The organism is Pseudoalteromonas prydzensis (assembly GCF_011050055.1).
Lineage (GTDB): Bacteria > Pseudomonadota > Gammaproteobacteria > Enterobacterales > Alteromonadaceae > Pseudoalteromonas > Pseudoalteromonas prydzensis_A.
This window is the reverse complement of record NZ_DRGM01000163.1, coordinates 1-24,959: the sequence shown is the minus strand read 5'-3', so window position 1 is coordinate 24,959 and position 24,959 is coordinate 1. Positions and strand designations below refer to the sequence as shown.

The 24,959-nt window shown below is 43.1% G+C and carries 20 protein-coding genes; 14 read left to right on the top strand and 6 right to left on the bottom strand.

Annotation, left to right across the window (positions count from 1 at the left end):
- The 7 genes from mbhE to ENH88_RS15325 form a co-directional block, all read left to right on the top strand.
- On the top strand, positions 1 to 1,255 hold a 1,255-nt coding region (gene mbhE, locus ENH88_RS15355), incomplete at its 5' end, for a hydrogen gas-evolving membrane-bound hydrogenase subunit E (protein WP_304183490.1).
- Positions 1,255 to 1,602 carry a Na+/H+ antiporter subunit C gene (locus tag ENH88_RS15350; RefSeq protein WP_064667620.1) on the top strand — a complete coding sequence of 116 codons (348 nt, stop codon included), beginning with the start codon at positions 1,255 to 1,257 and terminating at the stop codon, positions 1,600 to 1,602. The genes mbhE and ENH88_RS15350, both read left to right, overlap by 1 nt.
- The gene (locus ENH88_RS15345; RefSeq protein ID WP_304183487.1) at positions 1,599 to 3,116 is read left to right on the top strand and encodes a monovalent cation/H+ antiporter subunit D; all 1,518 of its coding nucleotides are present in this window, start codon (positions 1,599 to 1,601) and stop codon (positions 3,114 to 3,116) included. Before ENH88_RS15350 ends, ENH88_RS15345 begins: the two co-directional genes overlap by 4 nt.
- Entirely contained in the window at positions 3,116 to 3,652 is a 537-nt protein-coding gene (locus ENH88_RS15340) for a Na+/H+ antiporter subunit E (RefSeq protein ID WP_304183484.1), read from the top strand. Before ENH88_RS15345 ends, ENH88_RS15340 begins: the two co-directional genes overlap by 1 nt.
- Entirely contained in the window at positions 3,646 to 3,915 is a 270-nt protein-coding gene (locus ENH88_RS15335; RefSeq protein WP_016707651.1) for a K+/H+ antiporter subunit F, read from the top strand. Before ENH88_RS15340 ends, ENH88_RS15335 begins: the two co-directional genes overlap by 7 nt.
- A gap of 9 nt (positions 3,916 to 3,924) precedes the next feature.
- Positions 3,925 to 4,257: a Na+/H+ antiporter subunit G gene (locus ENH88_RS15330; RefSeq protein WP_304183482.1), complete on the top strand. Its 333-nt coding sequence runs from the start codon at positions 3,925 to 3,927 to the stop codon at positions 4,255 to 4,257.
- 120 nt (positions 4,258 to 4,377) lie between these two features.
- Entirely contained in the window at positions 4,378 to 4,959 is a 582-nt protein-coding gene (locus ENH88_RS15325) for a hypothetical protein (RefSeq protein WP_304183481.1), read from the top strand.
- A gap of 52 nt (positions 4,960 to 5,011) precedes the next feature.
- On the opposite strand, the gene ENH88_RS15320 is transcribed toward ENH88_RS15325, so the two are convergent.
- A complete protein-coding gene (locus tag ENH88_RS15320; RefSeq protein WP_304183480.1) occupies positions 5,012 to 6,082 on the bottom strand; it encodes an efflux RND transporter periplasmic adaptor subunit in 1,071 nt (356 codons plus the stop codon).
- Between the two features lie 17 nt (positions 6,083 to 6,099).
- Entirely contained in the window at positions 6,100 to 9,192 is a 3,093-nt protein-coding gene (locus ENH88_RS15315; RefSeq protein WP_304183478.1) for an efflux RND transporter permease subunit, read from the bottom strand.
- A 498-nt stretch (positions 9,193 to 9,690) separates the two neighbouring features.
- On the opposite strand from ENH88_RS15315, the gene ENH88_RS15310 reads away from it, so the two are divergent.
- Positions 9,691 to 13,140, top strand: a complete 3,450-nt coding sequence (locus ENH88_RS15310) for a PAS domain-containing hybrid sensor histidine kinase/response regulator (RefSeq protein WP_304183476.1) — start codon at positions 9,691 to 9,693, stop codon at positions 13,138 to 13,140.
- A 45-nt stretch (positions 13,141 to 13,185) separates the two neighbouring features.
- On the opposite strand, the gene ENH88_RS15305 is transcribed toward ENH88_RS15310, so the two are convergent.
- Positions 13,186 to 14,553 (bottom strand): L-cystine transporter, encoded by a 1,368-nt coding sequence (locus ENH88_RS15305; protein ID WP_304183475.1) that lies wholly within the window; start codon positions 14,551 to 14,553, stop codon positions 13,186 to 13,188.
- 403 nt (positions 14,554 to 14,956) lie between these two features.
- Here ENH88_RS15305 and ENH88_RS15300 point away from each other — a divergent pair, with 403 nt between their 5' ends.
- Entirely contained in the window at positions 14,957 to 16,390 is a 1,434-nt protein-coding gene (locus ENH88_RS15300) for an alpha-amylase family glycosyl hydrolase (protein WP_304183474.1), read from the top strand.
- Positions 16,391 to 16,452: 62 nt separating this feature from the next.
- On the opposite strand, the gene ENH88_RS15295 is transcribed toward ENH88_RS15300, so the two are convergent.
- Together ENH88_RS15295 and ENH88_RS15290 are read right to left on the bottom strand one after the other, a co-directional pair.
- The gene (locus tag ENH88_RS15295) at positions 16,453 to 17,115 is read right to left on the bottom strand and encodes a response regulator transcription factor (RefSeq protein WP_304183472.1); all 663 of its coding nucleotides are present in this window, start codon (positions 17,113 to 17,115) and stop codon (positions 16,453 to 16,455) included.
- A gap of 99 nt (positions 17,116 to 17,214) precedes the next feature.
- Positions 17,215 to 19,503: a TonB-dependent receptor gene (locus ENH88_RS15290; protein ID WP_304183471.1), complete on the bottom strand. Its 2,289-nt coding sequence runs from the start codon at positions 19,501 to 19,503 to the stop codon at positions 17,215 to 17,217.
- A 257-nt stretch (positions 19,504 to 19,760) separates the two neighbouring features.
- Between ENH88_RS15290 and ENH88_RS15285 the strand changes: the two genes are divergently transcribed.
- From ENH88_RS15285 to ENH88_RS15265, 5 genes are read left to right on the top strand one after another with little or no spacing between them, the layout of a single operon-like run.
- On the top strand, positions 19,761 to 21,062 hold the full coding sequence (locus ENH88_RS15285) for a GntP family permease (RefSeq protein WP_304183469.1): 1,302 nt from the start codon (positions 19,761 to 19,763) through the stop codon (positions 21,060 to 21,062).
- 9 nt (positions 21,063 to 21,071) lie between these two features.
- Complete coding sequence (locus ENH88_RS15280; protein WP_304183468.1) at positions 21,072 to 22,268, top strand: E22 family MetX-like putative esterase; 1,197 nt, start codon at positions 21,072 to 21,074, stop codon at positions 22,266 to 22,268.
- Positions 22,261 to 23,022 carry a 3-hydroxybutyrate dehydrogenase gene (locus ENH88_RS15275; RefSeq protein WP_304183466.1) on the top strand — a complete coding sequence of 254 codons (762 nt, stop codon included), beginning with the start codon at positions 22,261 to 22,263 and terminating at the stop codon, positions 23,020 to 23,022. The genes ENH88_RS15280 and ENH88_RS15275 overlap by 8 nt, the downstream gene beginning before the upstream one ends.
- A gap of 8 nt (positions 23,023 to 23,030) precedes the next feature.
- Positions 23,031 to 23,738, top strand: a complete 708-nt coding sequence (locus tag ENH88_RS15270; RefSeq protein ID WP_064667604.1) for a CoA transferase subunit A — start codon at positions 23,031 to 23,033, stop codon at positions 23,736 to 23,738.
- An 11-nt stretch (positions 23,739 to 23,749) separates the two neighbouring features.
- Positions 23,750 to 24,409, top strand: a complete 660-nt coding sequence (locus ENH88_RS15265; RefSeq protein ID WP_304183464.1) for a 3-oxoacid CoA-transferase subunit B — start codon at positions 23,750 to 23,752, stop codon at positions 24,407 to 24,409.
- 115 nt (positions 24,410 to 24,524) lie between these two features.
- Here the strand turns inward: ENH88_RS15265 and ENH88_RS15260 are convergent.
- A partial coding sequence (locus ENH88_RS15260) for a 2,3,4,5-tetrahydropyridine-2,6-dicarboxylate N-succinyltransferase (protein WP_304183463.1) occupies positions 24,525 to 24,959 on the bottom strand: 435 nt, incomplete at its 5' end.

Sequence of the window (24,959 nt, the reverse complement as noted above, 5' to 3'; positions counted from 1 at the left end):
GTGTTGTGGGGTATTTATTTATATTCAGCGTAAACACCTGTTTCAATTTCAAGCTTCGTTACCAACATTGAATGCTAAAAAGACTTTTGAAAGAGTGCTTTATAGCGTTATTAAATGGAGCCAAGAGAAGATCCGCAGTACTGAAAATGGTTCATTACAACGCTATATTGTTATTATGCTCGGCGTGGTTTTACTGTGCGCGGGTTGGCCATTATTTGAAATGGGTGAATTAGCAGGCACAGTTCCAAGTACGCCGATTGATTTTTATAATGGCATTGGCGCAGGCTTATTGATTATTGGTGCAATTAGCACCGTAATTTGGCATCGCGCTCGGATGGTATCGCTATTAATGATATCCATTGTGGGCTTAATGGTGTCGGTGGCGTTTACCCGTTTTTCTGCACCGGATTTAGCCCTAACCCAATTAACAGTCGAAGTTGTGACGGTGATCTTATTAATGTTGGCGTTATTCTTTTTACCGCAACGTACACCAAAAGAGTCAAGTTCATTACGCATGTTACGTGATTTAGGGATCGCGTCAGCAGTTGGGGTGGTTATTGCCAGTATTTGTTATGCGTTATTAACGCGGCCGCTTGAATCAATTTCAGATTTCTTTATCGCGAATGCGAAAACCGGCGGTGGCGGTACCAATGTAGTTAACGTTATTTTGGTTGATTTTAGGGGTTTTGACACCCTAGGAGAAATTACCGTATTAGGTATCGCTGCGTTAGGCATTTATAAATTACTCACAAACTTACCTTTATTTATGCCTGCCAGCGACAGTGAAGGGCGTCCATGGGCGCGTGAGCGTTATCCTATATTGCTTACCAGTATTTCACAGAGTTTATTACCTTTAGCCTTGTTAGTTTCAGCGTATATATTCTTACGTGGACATAACTTACCTGGCGGTGGCTTTATTGCCGGCCTTGTGACTTCTATTGCGTTTATTTTGCAATATATGGCACGTGGTTCGGTGTGGATCACCTCTCGTTTTGATGTCAACTATCGTAAGATCATTGCCTCAGGTATCGCTATTGCAATGTTTACTGGCTTAGGCAGCTGGGCATTTGGCAGACCGTTCTTAACGACCTGGTTTGATTACTTTGATATTCCATTTGTGGGTAAAACGGAGCTCGCCAGTGCCATTGTATTTGATTTAGGCGTGTATTTAACTGTGGTTGGTGCAACCTTAATGATTTTAGCAAGCCTTGGTAAACTCACTGCCGATGCAGCCAAAGAAGAGGTAACTATTTAATGGAACTGTTATACGCATCGTGCGTTGGTGTACTGGTGACTTGTGGTATTTATTTACTGCTAAGAGCACGTACTTTTCCGGTAGTGTTGGGATTAACGATGATTTCTTATGCGGTAAATTTATTTTTATTTTCAGCGGGCAGACTCACAATCAATAAGGCCGTGGTATTAGGCACTGGCGCTGATTATGCCGATCCTTTACCACAAGCATTAGTATTAACTGCAATCGTGATCGGTTTTGCAATGACTGCCTTTGTGGTGATTTTAGCCATTCGTGGTCGTGCTGATCTAGGTAATGATCATGTTGATGGTCACCTTGTGAAAAGTAACAACAAGGAGCACAGATGATTCAGCACTTGGCTTCATTGCCAATCTTAATTCCAATGCTTGCAGCCATCCTGCTGTTATTACCGCCATGCGGTAAAAGCATTCCAATTCGTCGTGTAGTGTCGATCGTGATGTCAATTATTACAGCCTGTATTAGTGCTGTATTGCTGGTTCATGTTTATAACTCAGGCCCTATGGTCTATGCCATCGGAAATTGGCAAGCCCCATATGGTATTGTTTTAGTAGCTGATTTGTTGTCAGTACTGCTGGTCGCATTAACGTCATTTTTAGCTTTAGCCGTGGTCCTTTATAGTAGTGTTGGCGATGATGAAAAAGGCAGCTTTTTCCATCCGTTAGTGCACTTTTTAGTACTGGGTGTAAATGGCGCATTTTTAACCGGTGATTTATTTAATCTATTTGTATTTTTTGAAGTGTTATTAATTGCTTCTTACTCGTTATTGATGCATGCAGGGGATAAACATAAGACGCGTGCGGCATTACAATACGTTGTATTAAATTTGATTGGCTCAAGTGTATTTTTGATTGCCTTAGGTATTTTATATGGCGTATTAGGCACTTTGAATATTGCCGATATGGCGCTAAAAGTATCACAACTACAAGGTGATGATGTCTACCTTGCGAAAATCGGTGGTTTACTACTACTGGTTGTGTTTGCTTTAAAAGGCGCGCTATTACCGTTGCATCTATGGTTGCCGAATACTTACGCCAGTGCTATGCCGGTGGTGGCAGCCTTGTTTGCGATTATGACCAAAGTCGGCGTATACGCCATGCTACGGGTGTATACGGTTATATTTGGTGAGCAGGCGGGTTTATTAAATCACATGGCGCAGCCTTGGTTATGGGGCTTAGCAATAGCAACAATTGTGATTGGTGCTATAGGTGTACTCGCAGCGCAAGATCTACGTAAATTAACCGCAAACCTAGTTGTGGTTTCTGTTGGTACTTTAGTGGCGTTAGTTGCTATTCAACATGTTAGCGCAACGGCTGCATTGTTGTATTACCTTGTGCATTCAACCATTATTTGTGCGGCGCTATTCTTATTAGCAGATTTAATTGCTCATCAGCGTGGTAAAGTTGCGGATCGTTTAGCCCCAGGGCGTGGTGTAGCACAACCGATATTATTAGGCGGCTGTTTTATTGTTGCCGCGTTAGCTGTGGTTGGCATGCCACCGCTTTCTGGGTTTGTGGGTAAGATTTGGATTTTAAAAATAACACTCGATAGTGAGCGTGCGCTGCTATTTTGGCCAGTGTATTTGATTGCCAGCTTTGTTCTGCTGGTTGCATTATCTCGGGCAGGGACTGGCTTATTTTGGGAGCGCAAGCACCAAGGCCGTGATCATCCTGAAGAAGGTCATGCCAAGCCAATGCAAGTTATTGCTGTCATTGGTTTATTAGCGTGTTCGCCGTTAATGGTTATTTTTGCGGGGCCTATTTCTGAGTATATGATTGCTGCGGCGACACAATTGCATGATATATCGGCTGGAATAAATACTGTCCTTAAGGGAGGCTTATAATGCGTTTAGAATCCCGCTTTCGTTGGCTACCCACGCCATTTCGCAGTTTATTACTGTTTGTTGTGTGGTTATTGTTAAATAACAGTGTATCGGCTGGTCATTTAATTTTGGCTACGCTGTTTGCATTTATTATCCCTGTGATCACTTTTCCATTTCGTGAGCCGCAGCCGCTAATAATTAAACCTGGTCTTGCAGTAAAACAGTTTTTAATTGTGCTGTTTGATATTATTACGGCAAATTTACAAGTGGCACTGTTAATTTTAGGGCCAGTTAAAAAGCTGCGTCCGGCATTTGTGAAAGTACCCTTAGATCTAAGTCATGCAATGCCTATTACTATTTTGGCAAGTACAGTGTCGCTTACTCCCGGTACTGTAAGTGCCGAAGTATACCCAGTACCAGAATCATTACCGCAAGGTGAAGAGCCAACAGAGCGTTATTTATTAATTCATGTACTAGATTTAGATGATGAACAAGCATTGATCAATACCATAAAGCAGCGCTATGAAGCCCCACTTAAGGAGATATTTCAATGTTAGAAACGGTTTTTTTAATCGTCTTTGCCATGATTGGCCTATCACTGTTACTTAACTTGTGGCGTTTAGTGGTTGGCCCTTCGGTACCTGATCGCATTTTAGCCCTTGATACCATGTATATAAATACCATTGCATTGATCATTTTATATGGTATGAGCATGGGCACAGGCCTGTATTTTGAAGCCGCCTTGTTAATTGCAATGCTTGGCTTTGTCAGCACCGTAGCGGTATGTAAATATTTGCTACGTGGCGATATTATCGAATAAGGAATACATATGTACAGTGAATGGATTGTGGCTATTTTATTACTTATTGGTGGCGCATTTATTTTAATTGGTTCAATAGGCTTAATTAAAATGCCCGACTTTTTTATGCGCTTACACGGGCCAACCAAAGCCACGACTTTAGGTATGGCAGGGGTGCTCATTGCCGCGATGGTGTTTTTTAGTAACGCGCAAGATGGTATCAGTGTGAAAGAGCTGTTGATCACTATCTTCTTATTAATTACAGCACCAATTAGTGGCTATATGCTGATAAAGTCGGCGATCCATCATAAACTAAAAGCCAAAGACGGCACCAAAGGCTTAGATAACGTTGAAGATGATTAATTTTTTTGAAGATTGAAGATTGAAGATTGATATCAGCCCGTTAAGTTTACTCTAACGGGCTTTTTATTGGCCGCTATTATTTGTACACTCAAACACATCATAAATTGCCATCGCTTATAAATGCTAAAACGTAAAAAACTCATTATCGCGTGTTTGCTGATATTATTATCGTTGCTAGACAGTTTATTTATACCCACGGCTTTTGGTCTGCAATGGCACAATCCCAAAACCATGTATTTACTCAGTGCCTATTTGATACCCGTTAAATTATTACTGGTCACTATCGGTGGCTTTTTGTTAGCAAGCCACGGTCATCCACATCATGAACAGCCCCGAGCTTGGTATGCTAAAGTCTTTGATATCAGCTTTTTTATAGTGGCAGGGATCCAATTTATTGTCCTAGCAATCATTAGTGCATTATATTTAGTGGTTGGCACTCAAGCCGACGACTACCAACAACAAGGTAATATCAGCGTGTATACCTCTGATATTGGTGCATTTGGCAAAGCTACGCATTACTTCTCCTATCAATGCACGGATGAAAACGGTTTTTATAGCTTAACACCGATAGTCACTCTCGATTGGTTAGGGCATTTCACATTTAGTGAAAAAGACAGATTCTTGATTATCAAACACAACGTTCACACAGCAAAAGGCGAGCAAATAAAGCGAATAGATTTGAGTGGTTTTGCTTGTAAGTAGATGCAGCCACTTTTGCAACTGGCTGCATATATGAGGTGAGTTAACGAGTTGATTATTTACTCTGTACGTCAACCTCTTGCCCTGTCTGTAGGCGCTCAGCACCACGTATTGCTATCTTATCGCCGGCCTTTAAACTGTTGCCTGCAAGGGGTGAAATTGCAACAAGTTGCCCTTTACCACTGCCAACCGTTACCGGAATTTGGATTGCTTTACTTTGGTTATCAATTTTTACTACATGGGTGCCTTGTTTACGGATGATCAGTGCGTCTCTATTTACCAATAGTACGTCGTTTTTAGTCGTCAATGGCACCGCTACATCAACAAGTTGGCCAATAGCCCAGGCGTGTTGATTATCTGTTTGTAAATTAGCGCGTATCTCAACAGTTTGCGAGCGTGGATCAGTTGATGGGATCACCGCAGTAATTATAGCTGTGGCAGTTTCTGGTTGGGATAAGTCACCAGCTGTAATGGGTAAGGTGATACCCGTTTGTAAATACTTTAAGTATTTAACTGGCACATATAAACGCACTTCTAAATGATAAATATCCAGTAAGGTAAGTAACTCATCGGCTCGATTTATTTCCCGTCCCGCGCGCTTAAAACGCTCACTAACAATGCCTGCAAAAGGCGCACGGATCGTGGCTCTGGTTAACTTATCATCGATCACCTGAAGCTCAACGTTGGCAAGCGCTATGTCAGAGCGAGCCAAGTCATGCTTATTTTGCACTTCATCAACTTGGCTGAGGGCAGCGCTGCTAGATTTTGCTAATTCTTTTAAGCGGGTTAGGTCTTGTTGATATAAACGTAAATTGATATTAGCGCGGTTAAGCATTTCTGCTTGGCGTGCTTTATCTAACTCTAAAGGCAAGGTATCCATGCGCACTAAAATATCATTTTTGTTTATTACACTACCGGGCTCTGCAACATACATCAGGCGGCCACTTATCCCGGCTGTTAAAGTAACGTCGTCTTTGCCAAACAGTGTGCCATTAACTGCTATTTCGCTGGTAAGAGGCGCTTTAGTTAGCTCAGCAACACTGACTGGCACGATGGCAAAAGCAGGGGCAACGAATAAATAATTGCACAAAATGAAAAACTGTAAGGCTGATTTTATTCTCTTCATGGTTATATTCTCGATCCTTATTGAACTGCTGAGGTATTTTGCTGGTTCGTTGACGCCGGCGCGGTGTTGCGACCGAGTTGTAGCAAGCTAGGCATTAAAATAAGGGTAAACAATGCACTGACTGCCATACCACCGACAATAACGGTTGCAAGGCCCCTGTATATCTCAGAGCCGACACCCGGCATTAGCATCAATGGTAGCATGCCAAACAAGCTTGTTAGTGTGCTTAAGTACACCGGCCGTGCTCTTAGTAATACCGCTTGTTTTACCGCAGCCGCACGGCTCAACCCTGACGCCAACGCCACTTTAGTTTGATCGACCAGTAAGATGGCATTGTTAACCACCAGTCCTAACAAAATGATAAAGCCAATCATGGTGAGCAAATCGAGTGATTGAAAGGTAAATAAGTTTAAAATAAATAGCGCGAGTACACCGCCGGCAATGGCTAACGGCATAACCAGTAATACTAGTGCGCTGTCTGTTGCGGATTTAAACAGGGCTGTCATTAATAAAAATAAAATAAACAATGCCAGCACAAAATTCAGTGCCATTTCGGTCATCGCAGAATTCATTTTTTGGGCGTTACCAGCTAATATTGCCCCCGCATTACTTGGCAGGCTAGCTCTTACTTTGGGCATTACTTGTTCGCTTAAAATTGCTTGTGCTTGTTGTAAGCTCATATCGGCAGGTGGAGTTACCACTATGCTCACTGTACGGCGGCCATTTACCCGACGTAACTGAGTCGGTCCTACCGTTCGTTCAATGTTGGCAAGTTCGCCAAGGGTTTGAATGCCTGCTTGTGGGGTAACAATCGGCAGTGCTTTGAGTTCTTCAGGGGTTTGCCAAGGAATGCCTCGTAAAATCACATTCATGCGTTCATTACCATCAAAATATTCATTCACGAATAAACCACCGGTGTATGCTTGTACTGCTTGCGATACATCGCGACGAGTAAGCCCAGCTTGAGTAATACGGCGATCATTAGGTGTTAATCTCAGTTCTGGTTCGGCCATATCAAGGCGCGGTTGTGGCTGTGCGGTAGCGTCTGGTAACGCTTCATTGACAGCGCTTAATGCGATTTGCGCAGCACTGACCAAGTCATCCATGTTTGGCCCAGTTAGGTCAATATTGATAGCACGGCCATCGCCACCGTTTGCAACTTGGATCATTGAACCGCGAAAGAAAAATACTTGAGTGTCGGGTAAATCAATAAAAATTTCTTCTTTGGCGACTTTCATTAATTCCTCAACCCGTTGTGGATCGGCGGAATAAATAAAGCCCCCGGCATTTGAGCCAAAAGCATAAAAATTGAAGTCTTTAATACTGGGTTGTTTTTCGCCAGTGTAGTAGGGCATCAGTCGTTTTTTCACACGAAGTAACAGCTCTTCTTCCATAAACTGCACATTGCCACCCGGTGGCGTGATCAAATTGAAAAAGAAGCCGTCGGTAGGCGCACGTGGCATAAAATCAGTTTTTGGTAACATAGTAAAGGTTGTGATCACTGAGCCACCAAGCAATACCGCAATCCAAGTAAGTTGCTTAATGCGGGTATTAGTGAGCCTCATAATAACATTACTCAACTTTTGCCAATAGTGGTGATATGGATCCACTTTTATCTGTGCATCTGGCCATAAATGATTCGCTAATGGGATCAGCGTAATTGCGCATATCATTGAAGTGATCACCGCAATAGAGAGGGTCAGCGCTAAGTCAGAAAATAGCTGTCCTTCAATACCTGCCATAAACAAAATAGGTAAAAAGATCGCAACACTGGTGGTAGTTGACGCAAATAAAGCACCGGTGACTTGAGCTGCCCCTCTCAGTGCTGCTTTTTTATTATCAACACCTTCAGCGCGCAGTCGAGCGATGTTTTCTTGCACTATAATTGCCGCATCTAACACTAAGCCAACAGCAAATGCCAGGCCCGCAAGGGATATAACATTTAGGCTACGACCAAAAATATTCAGCGCTAAAAATGCCACCATCAGTGAGATTGGAATAGTCGCTGCAATGACTAAGGTTGCTTTTAGGCCTCTAAAAAATAACCACAAAATTAAGCAAGACAAGATAACGCCAAGGCCTAGATTACTGTTCACTAATGACAGTGCATTACGTATATGCACAGAGGCGTCAAAACTAAGCTCAATAGAGAGGCCATTTGCTGCCAGTGGCCCTTCGTTTAGCTCTTGAATTGCCAGATTAATATCGTCCAGTAACGCCACTGTATTGGCTTTATTAGCACGAGAAATACGGATGTAGTAGGCGGGTTTTCCGTTACGTCCACTCATCCCTAGTCGGTCCGAGTACGTGCGCTCAACACTGGCAATATCGCCTAAATAAATGGGCCTATCAGCTGAGTAACCAACGCGCATTTGCGCCATACTCGACAGGTCATATTGCCCGGTAAAGCGCACTGTATATTGGCGCCTGCCAACATTTGCTAAGCCGCCAGAGGTATCGCGAGAGCTGGCCAGTACATTACTTATTTGCTCAAGGCTTACGCCTAAAGCTGCGGCCTTGTGTGGATCAAAGGTAATGCGTAACTCTTTCGGCCGCTCACTGGCGAGCTCAACTCGCGCAACGCCAGGAATTTGCGCTAACCGTGGCTCAATAAACTCATCAATTTGTTTTTGAAACTGCGCCATATCAAAATCTAAACTATCAGATTGATAATCTTTTGGTGTGACCAGCAAGGTTGCGGCCGCCTCACCATTATTACCGCCGGCAAATACCACGGGATCAAATGCGTCCAGAGGTAAAGGCGGAGCCTGATTAAGACTGGTTAACACATCCAGCATAGCTTGTTGCATATTTTGGCCAACAGCAAAGGTCAGTGTTATTGCGCCGTTACCACGATTGATATTGGTATTGACCTCTAATGCACCGGGGGTGTTTTTTACTGCATTTTCAATTGGCTCAATAATAACTGATTCAATCTCTTCGGGGGCTGCTTGGCGCCAACCAGAGAAAATTGTAATTTGCGGTTGTTCAATATCAGGGGTTAATTGGATCGGCAGCTTAAAAATGCTTAATATGCCAAACAACATAATTAGCACCAAGATAACAATGACACTCGCAGGATTTTTCAGCGAACTACGTGTCAGATTCATAGTGTGTGTTCCAATATTTGTTTTTGTGCATTGCATTGTAGTGGGATGTGAAAAAAGTGCCAGTATCGTAAATAGCATGTATGTCAAAAGTAACGGAAAATCCGATAAAACAGGCAATAAAATGTAACTTTGTAATAACTTGTAACACTTTAGCCGTGAACAGCTGATTTCATGCGCTGTTGGCTCGGTTTCAGTTATCTACAAAAGTGAATTTCCTTATTCGCTCCGTTATGCACGATTCTTAGCGGTTATGCTGAAGCAGCACTCAGATTGCTTGCTCATAATAAGCCGTTATTGTTTGTCGTATTTTGATGTTGATTATCAGTTAGAGATGCAGTGCTGTTAATACCAACTTGAAATAGTGTTCATTTACTTTAGATCGTTTAAAGGTACATATGAAACAATTATTTAGTTCTAAAGTTAGTACTAAAGTTAGTGCTGTAATTTTGCATTAAAACGCTTATGCTGGTTAAATAATAATTAAAAATATCAGCGGTTATGTTTTCTATTTGGTCAATAAGCTTGCTCGCCATTGTATATTTGGGAATTTTATTTGCTGTGGCGGGTTGGGCAGATAAACGCAAAACGCTGCCTTTTAAAGGCTTAACCTACGGGCTATCGTTGGGTGTTTATTGTACCTCGTGGGCGTTTTATGGCACCACTGCGCAAGCGGCGAATAATGGCTGGTGGCTGGCTCCCACTTATGCGGGCACTATTTTGTTGTTTATTTTTGGTTGGCAAGTGTACTGCCGTATTGCGCATATTTGCCGCCAGCAAAAGCTTACCTCAATGGCCGATTTTATTGCCACGCGGTATGGTCAGTCTTCTAGTCTCTCGGGTTTAATATCACTTATTTCTGTGATTGCCATTGTGCCGTATATTTCATTACAACTGAGCGCCACCGCGCAAAGTATTAATTTATTAACTGCACGAGCTGCATCGCAAAGCCATCAAGTCTGGGCTGATAGTACGTTTTATATCACTTTGCTATTAGCATTGTTTGCCATTTTATTTGGTGCTAGGAGGTTAAGGCCGAGCGAGCACAACCCTGGGCTGATTGCCAGTATTGCCTTTGAATCTATGGTTAAGTTACTGGCGTTTATGGTCGTGGGCTTATATGTCTGTTTTGTGCTTTTTGATAGTCCAGCTGCTTTATTTGCCAAAGCCGCAGAGCTAAATATAGATAAACAGGTGGTCGCAACACAAAGCCCAACTTATGTGTATGTTGCACATACATTATTAGGGATTTTAGCCACGTTGTGTTTGCCACGGCAATTTCACATGAGCTTTATAGAAAATAATAGCGATAAAGAGCTGGCCTCAGCACGCTGGTTATTCCCTATTTATTTGCTGCTAATCAATCTATTTATTTTACCTATTGCCTATGCGGGATTGATTTACTTTCAAGGTACTGACGTAGGTTACGATACGTTTGTTTTGGCGTTACCGATGGCGGCAGACAGTCCGCTGGTGGCATTGTTAGCTTTTTTAGGCGGCTTTTCAGCAGCAACCAGCATGGTAATCGTATCGGCTATTGTGCTTTCTGTGATGATCACCAATGACTTTATCAATCAGTTTATTTTACGTCGTTCTCAGCTTACTTCGAGCAGTCGTGGGCTTGATAAAAATAACCTGCTGCATGCGCGTAAAATCGTCATAGTATTAATTTTATTACTTAGTTATTTTACCCATCGTATTCTTGGAGAGACCAACACCTTAGCCAATGTGGGCCTTATGTCGTTTACCTTAGTTGCGCAATTTGCTCCTGCAATGGTGATAGGTTTATGGTGGCGACACGCTTCGTGTCGAGGGGCACAGCTGGGTATTTTAACTGGCTTTATAATTTGGGGTTACACTTTATTATTGCCAAACCTTGCTAGCGGCCTTGGTAATGATAGCCGTTGGTTGATAGCAGGACCATGGCAAATAGCTTGGTTAGCACCCACTGATTTATTCTCTCTGGGTTTAGAGAGTATTAGTCAAGCGGTATTATTGTCATTAGGGGCAAATTGCTTTGTGTATTTTTTAGTGCCGCTATTTAGCCAAGCAACCTTAGCAGAGCGATTACAAAGCAATAAGTTTATTCCCCAATTATCCGATTCGCGAATTAATAGCGCCTTACAACCATTGAACTACCATGATTTAGGTGCGCTGTTACAGCGGTTTGCCGAAAAAGATGCCAGCCAACTATTAGTAAACCAATACTTTCCAACGGATAAAAGTAAGTGGAAACACCCAGCAAATGTACAACTTGAGTTATTAATAGAACGAGAAATGTCTGCAGTGATAGGCGGGGCATCGGCACGACTTATTTTGGATGTTGCAAAAAATGAGCAGCGTCAGCCGCTAGAGCAAGTTGCTGAACTTGTTGATGAAGCGACGCAAGTGCTGAAGTTTAATCGTGACTTACTGCAATCCACCATTGAAAACATTCAACAAGGCATAAGTGTAGTGGATAGTGAACTGCGTTTAGTTGCTTGGAATCAAGGTTATAAATGCATGTTCTGTTATCCGGAAGCTGCACTTTATATTGGCCGCCCAGTGGCTGATATTATTCGTTTTAATGCCGAGCGTGGCTTGTTTAGTGGTGAAGATATCAATACCGAAGTAGAAAAACGCTTAGCCTATTTAAAACAAGGCAGTGCCTATAAATATCAACGCTCACATAATGATGGCCGGGTGTTTGAGATGCAAGGTAACCCGCTACCAGGTGGTGGCTTTGTAACTACCTATACTGATATTTCAGAGTTTGTTAAGCAGCAAAAAGCACTTAAAGAGGCAAATGTTAGTCTTGAAGAAAAAGTAGCAACACGGACAAAAGCTTTAACGCAAGCTAACCATGAGCTGTCTGCGGCAAAATTAGTTGCCGAACAAGCAACGGTGAGTAAAACGCGCTTTTTTGCTGCAGCTAGTCACGATTTATTACAACCTTTTAATGCGGCCAGTTTGTTTTGCTCATTAATGAATGAAAAAGCACAAGACACTCAGCTACAAGAGCTGGCGCTCAATATTAAAAACTCATTAGGGAGTGCTGAAGAGCTGTTGTCGAGCATTTTAGAACTGACAAAACTGGACTCTGGAGCATTTAAAGTTCAGTACAGTGAATTTGCAGTTAGTAGCTTACTTGAGCCATTATGTAATGATTATGCGGCACTTGCGAGAGAAAAAGGGCTTAATTTCATTGTGCAAACGTGCGATGTACGATTAGTTACCGATAAAGCATTATTACGCCGAGTGCTGCGTAATTTACTCAGTAATGCCATACGTTACACCGAACAAGGCGAAGTGCGTTTAAAAATGCAACGCCATGATGAACAGGTCTCTTTCATTATTGAAGATACAGGGATCGGCATTGCTGCAAGTGATCAACAAACGATATATCAAGAATTTAAACAACTAGGGAAAAAGCCCAATGCTGAGGGATTAGGGCTTGGCTTAGCGATTACCAAAAGAATTTGTGATTTATTGAAAATGCCCCTCATGATGGGCTCTGAACTTGGTAAAGGCACGCAATTTACATTAACCTTACCTTGTAAAGCAGCTCGGATCAGCACTGCGCTACACAGTGCAGAGCAAGGGCAAGAAACCGAACTAGGGCGTTTGCATATTTGGTTAGTTGATAACGACCGCAATGTACTTGAAGCGCTTAAGCAGCTACTTGAAAACTGGGGCTGCGAGATTGCGACTGCCACTAATTTAGTGGAGCTTGAGCAGTTAAAAGTAACCCATGAACTCCCGCAATTATTAATAGTCGATTATCAACTGGATGATGGTGTAACTGGGCTTGAGTTGATCCGTCAAGCAGGAATAGGCGAATTACCTGCCATTGTCAATACGGCTAATCACGATGAAGCTATTCGTGAGCGGGTGCTCGATGCTGGCTATCCGTTATTATATAAACCGCTTAAAGCACCGGCTTTAAAACGAATGATCAAGCGGCTGACTTAACTAACCGCTGCTGATCCGCGAATATCAACAGCGGTTATGTATGGGTTAGGCTTGTTGCTCTAGGTTATCTGGCGTTTTTTGTCCTAATATGCGGCTGGTCATTGTACCTGCGGTCATTGATCCCGATACGTTAAGTGCGGTACGGGCCATATCAATGAGCGGCTCAATAGAAATTAATAATGCCGCGATGGTGACGGGCAAGCCCATTGCTGGCAGTACAATCAGCGCCGCAAATGTAGCGCCGCCACCGACACCGGCAATGCCAAAAGAGCTGATCGCGATGATGGCCACTAACGACACAATAAACTGAAAATCCATTGGGTTAATGCCCATACTGGGGGCCACCATGACTGCTAACATGGCCGGATAAATACCTGCACAACCGTTTTGGCCTATGGTCGCGCCAAATGAAGCCGACAAGTTAGCAATCGCTGGTGGTACATTAAGCTTGTTGATCTGGGTTTCTATATTGAGCGGAATAGACGCCGCAGAGCTGCGAGAAGTAAAAGCAAAAGTCAGTACCGGCCAAATTTTTTGGAAGTACTGTTTAGGGTTCACGCCGACTAACGAAATCAATATAGCGTGGACAACAAACATCAGCAAAATAGCAATATAAGAAGCCACAATAAAACCGAGCAAGTTTAGTATGTCGCCGGGGCTTGAAGTAGCGACAACTTTTGTCATTAACGCGGCAACCCCGTATGGGGTTAACGCGATCACCATTTTTACCAAACGCATAACAATCGATTGCGCTGCTTCAACAAAGGTACGAATAGGTGTTGCTAGCTCGGTTTTTTCGAGCATTACTTTACGTGCAGCAACGCCTGTTAAAATACCAAAAATAACCACTGCGATAATGGATGTTGAGCGCGATCCGGTTAAATCTGCAAACGGATTGGTTGGTATAAAGCTCAGTAACATTTGTGGAATGGTTAATTCACTCAGTGTTGCCGCACGGTTTTCAAGAATTGCAATACGTGAGGTTTCGCGGGCACCTTCGGTTAATCCTTCCCCGGTTAAACCAAAGACTTGTACTACCATAATGCCGATCAGCGCGGCAATGGCAGTGGTGACTAGCAAAATAGCAATGGTCAGGCTTGATATTTTGCCCAACGAGCCGTCTTTATCAAGCTTAACTACTGCCGCAATCATCGACACTAATACCAACGGCATAATGACCATTTTTAATAAGCCAATATAACCACTGCCAATAATATCAATCCAACTTAAAGTTTCTTTAACAACAGCATGGCCTTCACTAAAAACCAATTGTAATGCAAGACCAAACACACTGCCTGACACTAAACCAAGCAGTACTAACCGAGAAAGTGTGTGAGTTTTTTGCTGTTGCTGAAAAAGCACAAACAACAGCCCCACAAATACCGTGATTGACACGATTGCGGCAATAGACATGAAACAACGTCCTTAAAAAGTAATGAACCCAATAATGCGTACCAATGCCAGTAAAATACCGATCATTGTTTGGGTAAAAAAAAGCAACATAAGCGTAATTGCGCGCAAAGATATAAGGCGAACAGCAGAAACCAAAATATGAAATCAGTATGGCTTAGAACAAATGGTTATCAATCCTATATTGATAGAGTAAAAACAATATAAAACAGTGAGTTTTGTTACGTGCAATAAACCAGCGCAATAAGTGTTAATTTTATTTCCAGACAAGCTGTGTGGGCTATATTTGAGATTATTTGCTAACAGCTGAATACGTATTCAACTTGAGCGGTTTTATTTAACGTAGTACTAATCTTAATCGATTCAGAAAAAAGTGTACTATCATAATAAAGGCAGGAGATAAACTATGTATCGTCAACGTAATTTGATGCAATACTGGCGGCAACTGATTCTGGCTCTAGTCAGCGTTAGTTTTGTAGCCTGTCAGTCCGTATCGACCAACACGCCCAAGCTGCAGCATTATGCGTATCAACCCACCCCATATGTTCAGGTAAAGCATCCTGAGTGGAGTAAAAACGCAGTAATTTACCAGATCAACACGCGGCAATTTACCCCTGAAGGGACTTTTGCCGCTGCGCAACAGCAGTTACCTCGATTAAAAGAGCTAGGTGTCGATATTCTCTGGCTTATGCCTATTCAGCCGATTGGTGAAGTAAACCGTAAAGGCCGTTTGGGAAGCCCATACTCAATTAAAGATTATTACGGGGTGAATTCTGAGTTTGGTAGTATTGAAGATATTAAAGCATTTATTGCTGCTGCACATCAGCAAGGTATGTATGTGATCCTTGATTGGGTTGCGAATCATACCGCGTGGGATAGCAACCTCGTAACTGAACATCCAGATTGGTATATTCGTGACTGGAAAGGTGATTTTAGGCCAACCCCGTGGTGGGACTGGAGTGATATTATCGAGTTGGATTATAGCCAGCCTGCTTTACGCCAGTATATGACTGAGGCGATGAAATATTGGGTTGAAGACGTTGGCTTTGATGGCTTTCGTGCCGATGTTGCGGGGTTTGTGCCGCTCGATTTTTGGAATAATGTGCGTAAGGAGCTCGACGCAATTAAGCCCGTATTTATGCTCGCTGAGTTTGAGGGGCGCGATTTTCATGCTCAAGCATTTGACATGACCTACGGCTGGACATGGCACCAAGCGGTACATGCGATAGTACAAGGCCATGCGGATGTTAATAAGCTTTATGTATACTATTCATGGAATGAAAAATACTATCCGCAAAACATTATGCGCCTACTAGGGGTGAGTAATCATGACCAAAATGCATGGGAAGGCACTGAGTTTGAAATGTTTGCTGAGGCGTTACATGCTGTGATGGCGTTATCGGTAGTAAGTGAAGGCATGCCGATGATTTATAATGGTCAAAAAGTGGGCAATAGCAAGCGGTTAGCTTTTTTTGAGCGTGATGCCATTGTTTGGCATGATGAAAATGACAATTTTATCCAGCATGAAAATGGCGCTTTGTATAAAAAATTATTTGCACTGAAAAAAGCAAATTCGGCACTGTGGAATGCTAATTGGGGGGCTCGGATGATCCCTGTACACAATAGCCAACCAGCACAGGTACTTAGCTTTGTACGGCAAAATGATCACAATAAAGTGTTTGCAGTCTTTAACTTTAGTGACAAACCGCAACGTATTCGCTTTAAAGAAAATTTACACCATGGCGAGTACGAGGAGTATTTAAGCGGCGATAAAGAGGCGTTTAATGCTAACAGTAGTTTGCAGTTGGCTGCGTGGGATTATCGCATTTACGTGCGCTAAAACAGAATAATACTGCTGATTGATCTTTATATCGGCAGTGTTATTAACACTTGCTTACTTTGTTAACTAACCTCGGTTTTACCGACTTGTGATAATTGGTCAAAGAGTATGCCTGCTTGGGTACGGTTGTATACATTGAGTTTGCGCAGGATAGCCGACACATGTTGTTTAATGGTGGTTTCTTGAATCGACATTTCAAAGGCTATTTGTTTATTCAGTAGGCCATCGGCAATCATTGCTAGTACGCGGTATTGCTGTGGTGTGAGCTTTTCGAGATTGCGGGCAAAACTGCTTTGCTCGTCATTAATAATTATGTCGGTTAAATCGATTTCAGGTGGCAGCCAAGTATCGCCATTGAGTACGTGACTAATGGCTTCGCTTATTACATCTAGCGAGGATGATTTTGGGATATAACCAGCAGCCCCCAAGCTCATGGCTTGTTTTATAATCGCAGGTGTTTCATTAGCAGAGACCATGATCACTAGAATATCAGGGTAACGATTTCGTAGTTGCGAGAGTGCCTGTAGGCCATTTGCACCCGGAATGGTTAAATCTAAAAAAATTAACTCTATTTCAGGGTGCTCGGTTAATAGGGCAAATAAACCATCAATGTCGCTGGTTTCTTTTATATGTTGTTCAGGCACTGAGGTGGCCGCGGCTTGGCGCAGTGCACTTCTAAATAACGGGTGATCATCGGCAATAATAGTGTTCACAGTTAAAGACATTCCCTAAAACTCCAATGCAGTATGTTATAAGTGATTTTTTACCTTGAAACAAGGTTTACCTGCGGGGAAAAGAACAGGTAAACCTTTTTAGACAATAACTTAAAAACGGTAACCGACAGTGAATGACACAGTACGAGGGTCGCCATAGTAGCCAATTAAGGTGTTATCTCCACCTAGGCCTGGTGTGTATTTGCTGACATCACTTGGGTCGCTCGGATCGGGTGCTACAAACTGGTAGCCACCAATCATGTATTCTTCGTCTGTGAGGTTTTTACCATAGAGCCCTGCGCTCCAGTGGCCATCAGTGCTGTACCAGGTTATACCGATGTTGAGTAAGCCGTAAGCATCTTGAGTGAGCAGGCTATCTTCTTCAAATAGCGCGTAATCACCACGGTAGTAATAGTTACCGTTCATAACAAAGTCGCCCATTGCGGTATACATACGATAGGTGGCACCGAGGTTAAAGGTTAAGTCAGGCGTGTTTGATACACTAAAGCGCTCAGACTTATCAAATGCTTCACCCGTTTCAGGGTCGTAATCTATAACATTATCAAAGCTACTATCTATATAACCAATTGACGCATCAAAGCTGAGCGATTCTGTGGCTATATAGTTAAGTTCTACTTCGATACCATCCGAGGTAGATTCACCAATATTTCCTAAGCGCTGGTTTAAATCTGCTGCATTATCACCCGGTAATACGGAGATATACTGACGATCTTTATGATCAAGAGTGAACAAAGTTACGTTGGCACGTAGGTTATTGTGCCATTCGCTTTTCATGCCAAATTCGAATGAATCAACAATTTCTGGCTTAGCGGCAGGTTCAGCCGTGGTGGCACGAGGGTTGAATGTCCCTGATTTAAACCCTTGTGCGTAGCTGGCAAAGAACATAATATCGCGACTATATTGATACTCAACGCCAGCACGAGGAGTAAAACGTGACCAATCTGCACTGTCATCTAATACTGTGGGGACTAGTTGTCCTTCAGGGCGAACATAACCCGGTATCCAACCTGACTCAGGGTATACCGTGTCAAATATGAGGCCGTTATTTACCATCGCGTCTTTGCTGTCTTTGGTGTAGCGAGCACCTAAGGTCATCGACCACTTATCATCAAAATCATAACTGCCTTGGATATACGCGGCCTTACTGGTTGAGTTGCTGCATCCGCTTACTTCACGGGTGAGACTGGCCGCACCTAAGCTTTTACCGAGCTCTTCTAAAATAGCCTGAAATTGCCCACAAGACTCACCATCATAGTAATATAAACCAGATACCAGCTTGTAGTTATCGCCTTGATGATTGAGTTGTAGCTCATGAGTGGTTTGTTCGTCATCATAAATTGCTGGCACATCAAAAATGCGAATTGAGGTGTTATCAAAATCGATATTAGTGGGTGAATAACTGTCACGACTTGAGCCGATGTATTTTAAACTGGTGTTGCTACTCATGTCCCAACGGGCAGTTAAGCTGTAGCCTTCAAGTTCAACCTTGTTCCATGTTGGTAAACTGGTATATGAGTCGTATACGCTGTCAGGTACTGGTGCATCTGTGAGTAAGCTCGGTAGTAAACGGTAACCGCCTTTGGCGTTAGACTCATCTTCGGTTTTATCCCATGTAAGTCTAAAGAATAAGTCGTCGGTGGGCGTGTACTCTAAGGTTACACGTGCGGCGGTTACATCTTTGTTGTAGTTTTCACGGTCTTGATTATCTAAATCTGACGTTAGAAACTCCCCAAAGCCATCGCGGTTTAAAGTAGCAAAGCCAAAACCAACATAGAGCTTTTCATCAATCAACGGCAGTTGTCCGGTGATCTTCAAATCTTTTTGATTGTAACTTCCGACTGTGCCTTGCACGTTTAAAGTGGCATCGCCAGTCATTTCCTTAGTGACATATTTAATGGCTCCACCAATGGTGTTTTTACCGTAGAGCGTACCTTGTGGCCCCCGTAAAACCTCAATTTGTTGTACATCCAGTAAATCTAAAACAGCGCCTTGTGGTCGTGCTAAGTAGACATCATCAATATAAATGCCCACCCCAGGTTCATAACCCCACAGCGGGTCTTGTTGGCCAACACCACGAATAAAGGCGGTAATGGTAGAGTTAGTTCCACGGCTCGCTTGCAATGTGGTGTTAGGTGAAAACTGCTGCACTTCGGTCATCACGCTGATGCCATTTTCGGCAAGTTGCTGGGCGCCAATTGACGTTACGGCAACGGGCACTTCTTGCAAGTTTTCAACCGTTTTTCGCGCAGTAACTTCAATGCGCTCAAGTTCGCCTTTTTTTGCAGTAGTCGTTTGCTCAGCGGCAATACTATTAGCACTTAATAAGGCTAATGAAACAGCGAGTGTTACCGGTGTGATGTTTTGATTGAGCTTGATCATGGTGTGTTCCTGTTTATTGTTATCGTTAATGGTTTGCTCATGTCACCTGCATTCAATGTAGAAGATAGTTGCAAAAAAGGAATTAGTACCATAGTGCTATACGCAATTAATTCCTTGACTTATAAGGGGTTTAAGCCAAATTTATAATGTGTAGTACCTTAGTGTTATGTCTTTTTTTGGTGGTTTACAGTAAGACTAAAAGCAATTACTGCGATGTCACCTCATCTTGGGTAATAACAATAATTATAGGAATGTCTATGCTGAGCATGATAGGGCTGTTAGGCGGTTTAATACTGCTGATTATTTTAACGTTGCGTGGCGTAAATTTATTTATTGCTGCGCCTGTATGTGCACTTTTAGTGGCACTGAGTAGTGATATGGCGATATTTCCAGTCACTGCTGATAGTAACTTTATTAATGCTTATATGGATGGCTTTGCGGGCTTTTTAAGTGCGTGGTTTTTTATGTTTTTACTGGGCTCTCTGTTCGGTAAGTTTATGGAAGACACCGGTGCTGCTGATAGCGTGGCAAGCTACATTGTAGGTAAATTAGGCATGAAACAGGCCGTGCTGGCTGTAGTGATTGCTTGTGCTGTATTAACCTACGGCGGGGTAAGTGTGTTTATTGTCGCGTTTTCAGTTTATCCAATGGCATTAAGTTTGTTTAAAGACGCTAATTTACCACGGCGCTTTATTCCAGCTACTTTGGCGTTTGGGTCGGTGACGTTTACGATGACCTCAGCGGGCTCACCTGAAATTCAAAATTGGATCCCGGTTAAATATTTAGCCACTTCTCCGTATGCTGCATGGGAAGTGAGCTTAGTGGTTGCAATTTTTATGGCAACTGCTGGTTACTTCTGGCTCAACAAGATGATCAAAAAAGCGCAAGCAAATGGCGAGTGCTTTGCAGCCCGTGATGATGATCCGGTAATTATTGAACGGGAGCGACCACATCCAATGACTGGCATCATTCCATTATTAGTGGTGTTGTTGCTGTCTTTTACTTTGCATGATGTATTACAGCAAACCGCATTAATAGTCGCATTGCTTGGTGGTGTATTAAGTATTGTGGTTATTAACTATAAGTATTTCCATAATATGGCCAATGCTATCAATGTGGGTACTACAGGTGCTTTAGTTGCCATTGGTAATACTGCCGCCGTGGTGGGTTTTGGCGCGGTGGCAAAAGTATCACCAGCATTTATTGCCGCCGTTGATGCGATGACTCAGATGCCCGGTAATGAACTGGTTGGTGCAGCTGTTGCCGTGAGTGTTATTGCGGGTTTAACTGGCTCTGCATCAGGTGGCCAAGCGATTGCGTTGCCATTAGTTGCGCCGCAATACTTAGATATGGGCGTTAACCCTGAGCAATTACATCGGGTGGTGGCCATTAGTTCAGGGGCGCTGGATAGCTTGCCGCATAATGGTTATGTGGTCACGACTATACGGGCGATTTGTAAAGAAACTCACCAACGTGCTTACTGGCCATTGGCTGCGTTAACAGTCGTTATTCCGATAATTGGCGTCGCACTGGCGCTGAGCTTGTTTATCATTTTTTAAGGAACAGCAATGAAAACTAAACTAATAATACTGATGTTGTTTATTGTTTATAGTACGGCGGCATTGGCTAGCGAAAAAGTCGCGACTATGTTGGTAGAAAAGCAACATTTCAGCACTGAAAATTTTATAACTGTGTCAGGTAAAACGATTGCTCAAGTTGATATTGGCTGGGAAAGCTATGGCACCCTTAATGAAGAAAAAGATAATGTAATTTTAATCACTCATTACTTTTCAGGTACCTCTCATGCTGCGGGGAAATACCAAGCCGATGATGTGCAGCCTGGTTATTGGGATGCACTGATTGGTCCAAATAAAGCGATAGATACTAATAAATTTTTTGTGATCAGCTCAGATACGTTAGTCAATGCCAACTGGCATGATCCCAATGTTATCACCACAGGACCGGCATCGATTAACCCCGCGACGGGCAAACCTTATGGGCTCGATTTCCCTGTAGTGACCATTACTGATTTTGTTAATGTACAAAAACGTTTGTTAGAGAGTTTAGGAATTAAAAAATTACACGCAGTGATGGGCGCATCAATGGGCTCGTTCCAAGCGCTTGAGTGGGCGGTACGTTATCCAGCTCAAGTAGAGCGACTCATTCATGTGATTGGTGGTGCCACTATGGATGCATGGACAGTCGCAGCACTTGAAAAATGGGCGCTACCGATACGTTTAGATAAAAATTGGCAGCAGGGTGATTATTACGACAAACAACCTCCGCTCGACGGTTTAGCCGCAACGATGTTGAACATTACCCAAGATGCAATGCACCCAATTATTTATAACGCCAGTTTTCCTGATTTTACCGTGCGCGACCAAGGGGCACTTAAAGATATTCGCACTTTACCTAAGTTAAGCCAAACACTGGCTGCTCGGGCATTAGCGCGAGCGAAAACGCAAGATGCTAATCATGTCCTTTATTTAGTTAGGGCTTCACAGCTATTTAGTGCCGGTATGCAGGGGGATGTGAATGAAGCATTAAAAAAAATAACCGCTAAAACCTTATTATTACCTGCGAGCAATGACCTATTACTACGCCCTGAAAATATGCGAAAAGTGTATGAAGCAATGCAAGAGTTGGATAAGGATGTTGCGATCTCTGAAATTTCAGGAGGCTGGGGGCATTTAGATGGGATTTTTTCAATCTCACCAAAAGCACAATTGATCCGCGAATTTTTAGAGGACGATAACCATGAGTAAAACAGTATTAATTACTGGAGCTGCCAGTGGTATAGGCCTTTACGTAGCAGAGCAGCTTGCCATTGCAGGGCACAACATTATTGTGACTGACCTAAATGAGCAAGCAGCGCAGCAGGCTGCGGCACACATAGTTGCACAGGGCGGCAGTGCCGAGGGTTATGCATTGAACGTGGCTGATAGCCAAGCTATTACACGCTTTTTTACAATGCTTAACCAACCGATAGATGTACTTATTAATAATGCGGGTATTCAGCATGTGGCAAAGCTAGAAGAGTTTCCTGCAGACACATGGCAACTTTTACAGCAGGTTATGTTGGTGGGACCAGCGATGATGAGCAAAGCGGTGTTACCACGTATGCGCAAGCAAAATTTCGGTCGTATCATAAATATAGGCTCTATTCACGCTATGGTTGCGTCTAAATATAAATCTGCTTATGTTGCGGCGAAGCACGGCTTAATAGGCTTTGCCAAAACGGTGGCATTAGAAACTGGCGACAGTAATATTACCATTAATACAGTGTGCCCTGCCTATGTGAAAACCCCGTTGGTTGAGCAGCAGATTGCTGCACAGGCGAAACAGCATAGCATTTCACAACAGCAAGTTATAGACACCATCATGCTTGCACCCATGCCAAAAAAAGCCTTCATTGGTTTAGATGAAATACTGCATACCATTTGTTTTTTAATGGCCGATGAAGCGCGCAATATCACTGCACAAGCTATTGCCATTGATGGTGGCTGGACTGCTCAATAGGAGGGATTATGGCTGGTTTTGATAAAGTAGTGACAAGTTACAGTGAAGCAATGGCAGGTCTTACAGATGGTATGACAGTGATCGCGGGTGGTTTTGGACTATGTGGTATTCCTGAGGGGTTGATCGCGCAAATAAAGCGTCAAGGCACACGTGATTTAACCGTAGTCTCGAATAACTGTGGCATTGATGGGTTTGGTCTTGGCGTGTTGCTTGAAGATAAGCAAATTAGCAAAATGATTGCCTCATATGTGGGTGAAAATGCGCTTTTTGAGCAACAGCTACTCAGTGGTGAGTTAGATGTTGAGTTAACACCGCAGGGCACTTTGGCTGAGAAAATGCGTGCTGGTGGTGCGGGGATCCCTGCTTTTTATACGGCCACCGGCGTAGGTACTGTGGTGGCTGAGGGCAAAGAAACCCGCCATATCAATGGCCGCGACTATTTATTAGAGCCCAGCATTACTGGTGATTTTGCCATTATTAAAGCGTATAAGGCGGATCGCTATGGCAACTGTATATATCGTCATACTGCGATGAACTTTAATCCCATGGCTGCAACTGCCGGTAAAATTACCGTTTTAGAGGTTGAAGAAATTGTTGAGCCTGGCGAGCTTGAGCCAAGCCAAATTCACACCCCTGGTATTTATATTGACCGAGTGATTAAAGGCGAGTTTGAAAAACGCATAGAGAAAGTCACCACCCGAGATAACAATAAATAAGGAGCTCGCAGATGGCATTATCACGAGAACAAATCGCGAAACGCGTAGCGATGGAACTGCAAGATGGTTATTACGTGAACTTAGGAATTGGCATTCCAACCTTAGTGGCCAACTATGTGTCTAGTGACATAGAAGTAATGCTGCAATCAGAAAATGGCTTGTTAGGTATGGGACCGTACCCTGAAACAGCTGCTGTGGATGCCGATATGATTAACGCAGGGAAGGAAACGGTTACCGCGGCTAAAGGCGCCGCCATTTTTAGTTCTGCAGAGAGTTTTGCAATGATCCGTGGTGGTCACGTAGATTTAACTGTACTGGGGGCTTTTGAAGTTGACCAACATGGCAATATAGCTAGCTGGATGATCCCCAATAAGTTAGTGAAAGGTATGGGAGGTGCCATGGATTTAGTGGCTGGTGCAAAAAATATTATCTGCACTATGACTCATGCTAATAAACAGGGGGAGTCTAAATTACTCAGCGAATGTAGTTTACCGCTCACAGGAGTGGGCTGTATCAACAAAGTGATCACCGATCTTGCGCTACTTGAAATTAAAGACGGCGCGTTTTATTTATTAGAGCGCGCACCAGGGGTTTCGACAGAGGAGATAATAACTAAAACGGCTGGTAAATTAATTGTCGCTGGTGATATTCCGGAAATGCAATTTAATTAATATGATTAAAAGTAAGCAGCAATTGTTATTAAGCTGAATAAAAAAGCCCTAACGCTGCACAGCGTTAGGGCTTTCATTTCTTCACTGTTAACGCAAACCAGCTTACTGCTTTGTATTATTCGTCAATCGATCTCAATAATGCATTAATTCCTACTTTTTCGCGGGTTTGCTGATCTACTTTTTTCACGATAATTGCAGCGTACAGGCTGTGAGTACCATCTTTTGATGGTAGTGCACCCGGGACTACTACTGCGCCTGCTGGTACGCGGCCGTAGTGAGTTTCGCCAGTTTCGCGATCGTAAATACGAGTACTTTGGCTGATGTAAACACCCATTGAAATTACCGCGCCTTCTTCAACGATCACGCCTTCTACAATTTCAGAACGTGCGCCAATAAAACAGTTATCTTCAATGATAGTAGGATTGGCTTGTAATGGCTCTAAAACACCGCCTATGCCAACACCACCAGATAAGTGTACGTTCTTACCAATTTGTGCACATGAGCCTACAGTCGCCCATGTATCAACCATAGTGCCGTCGTCAACGTAAGC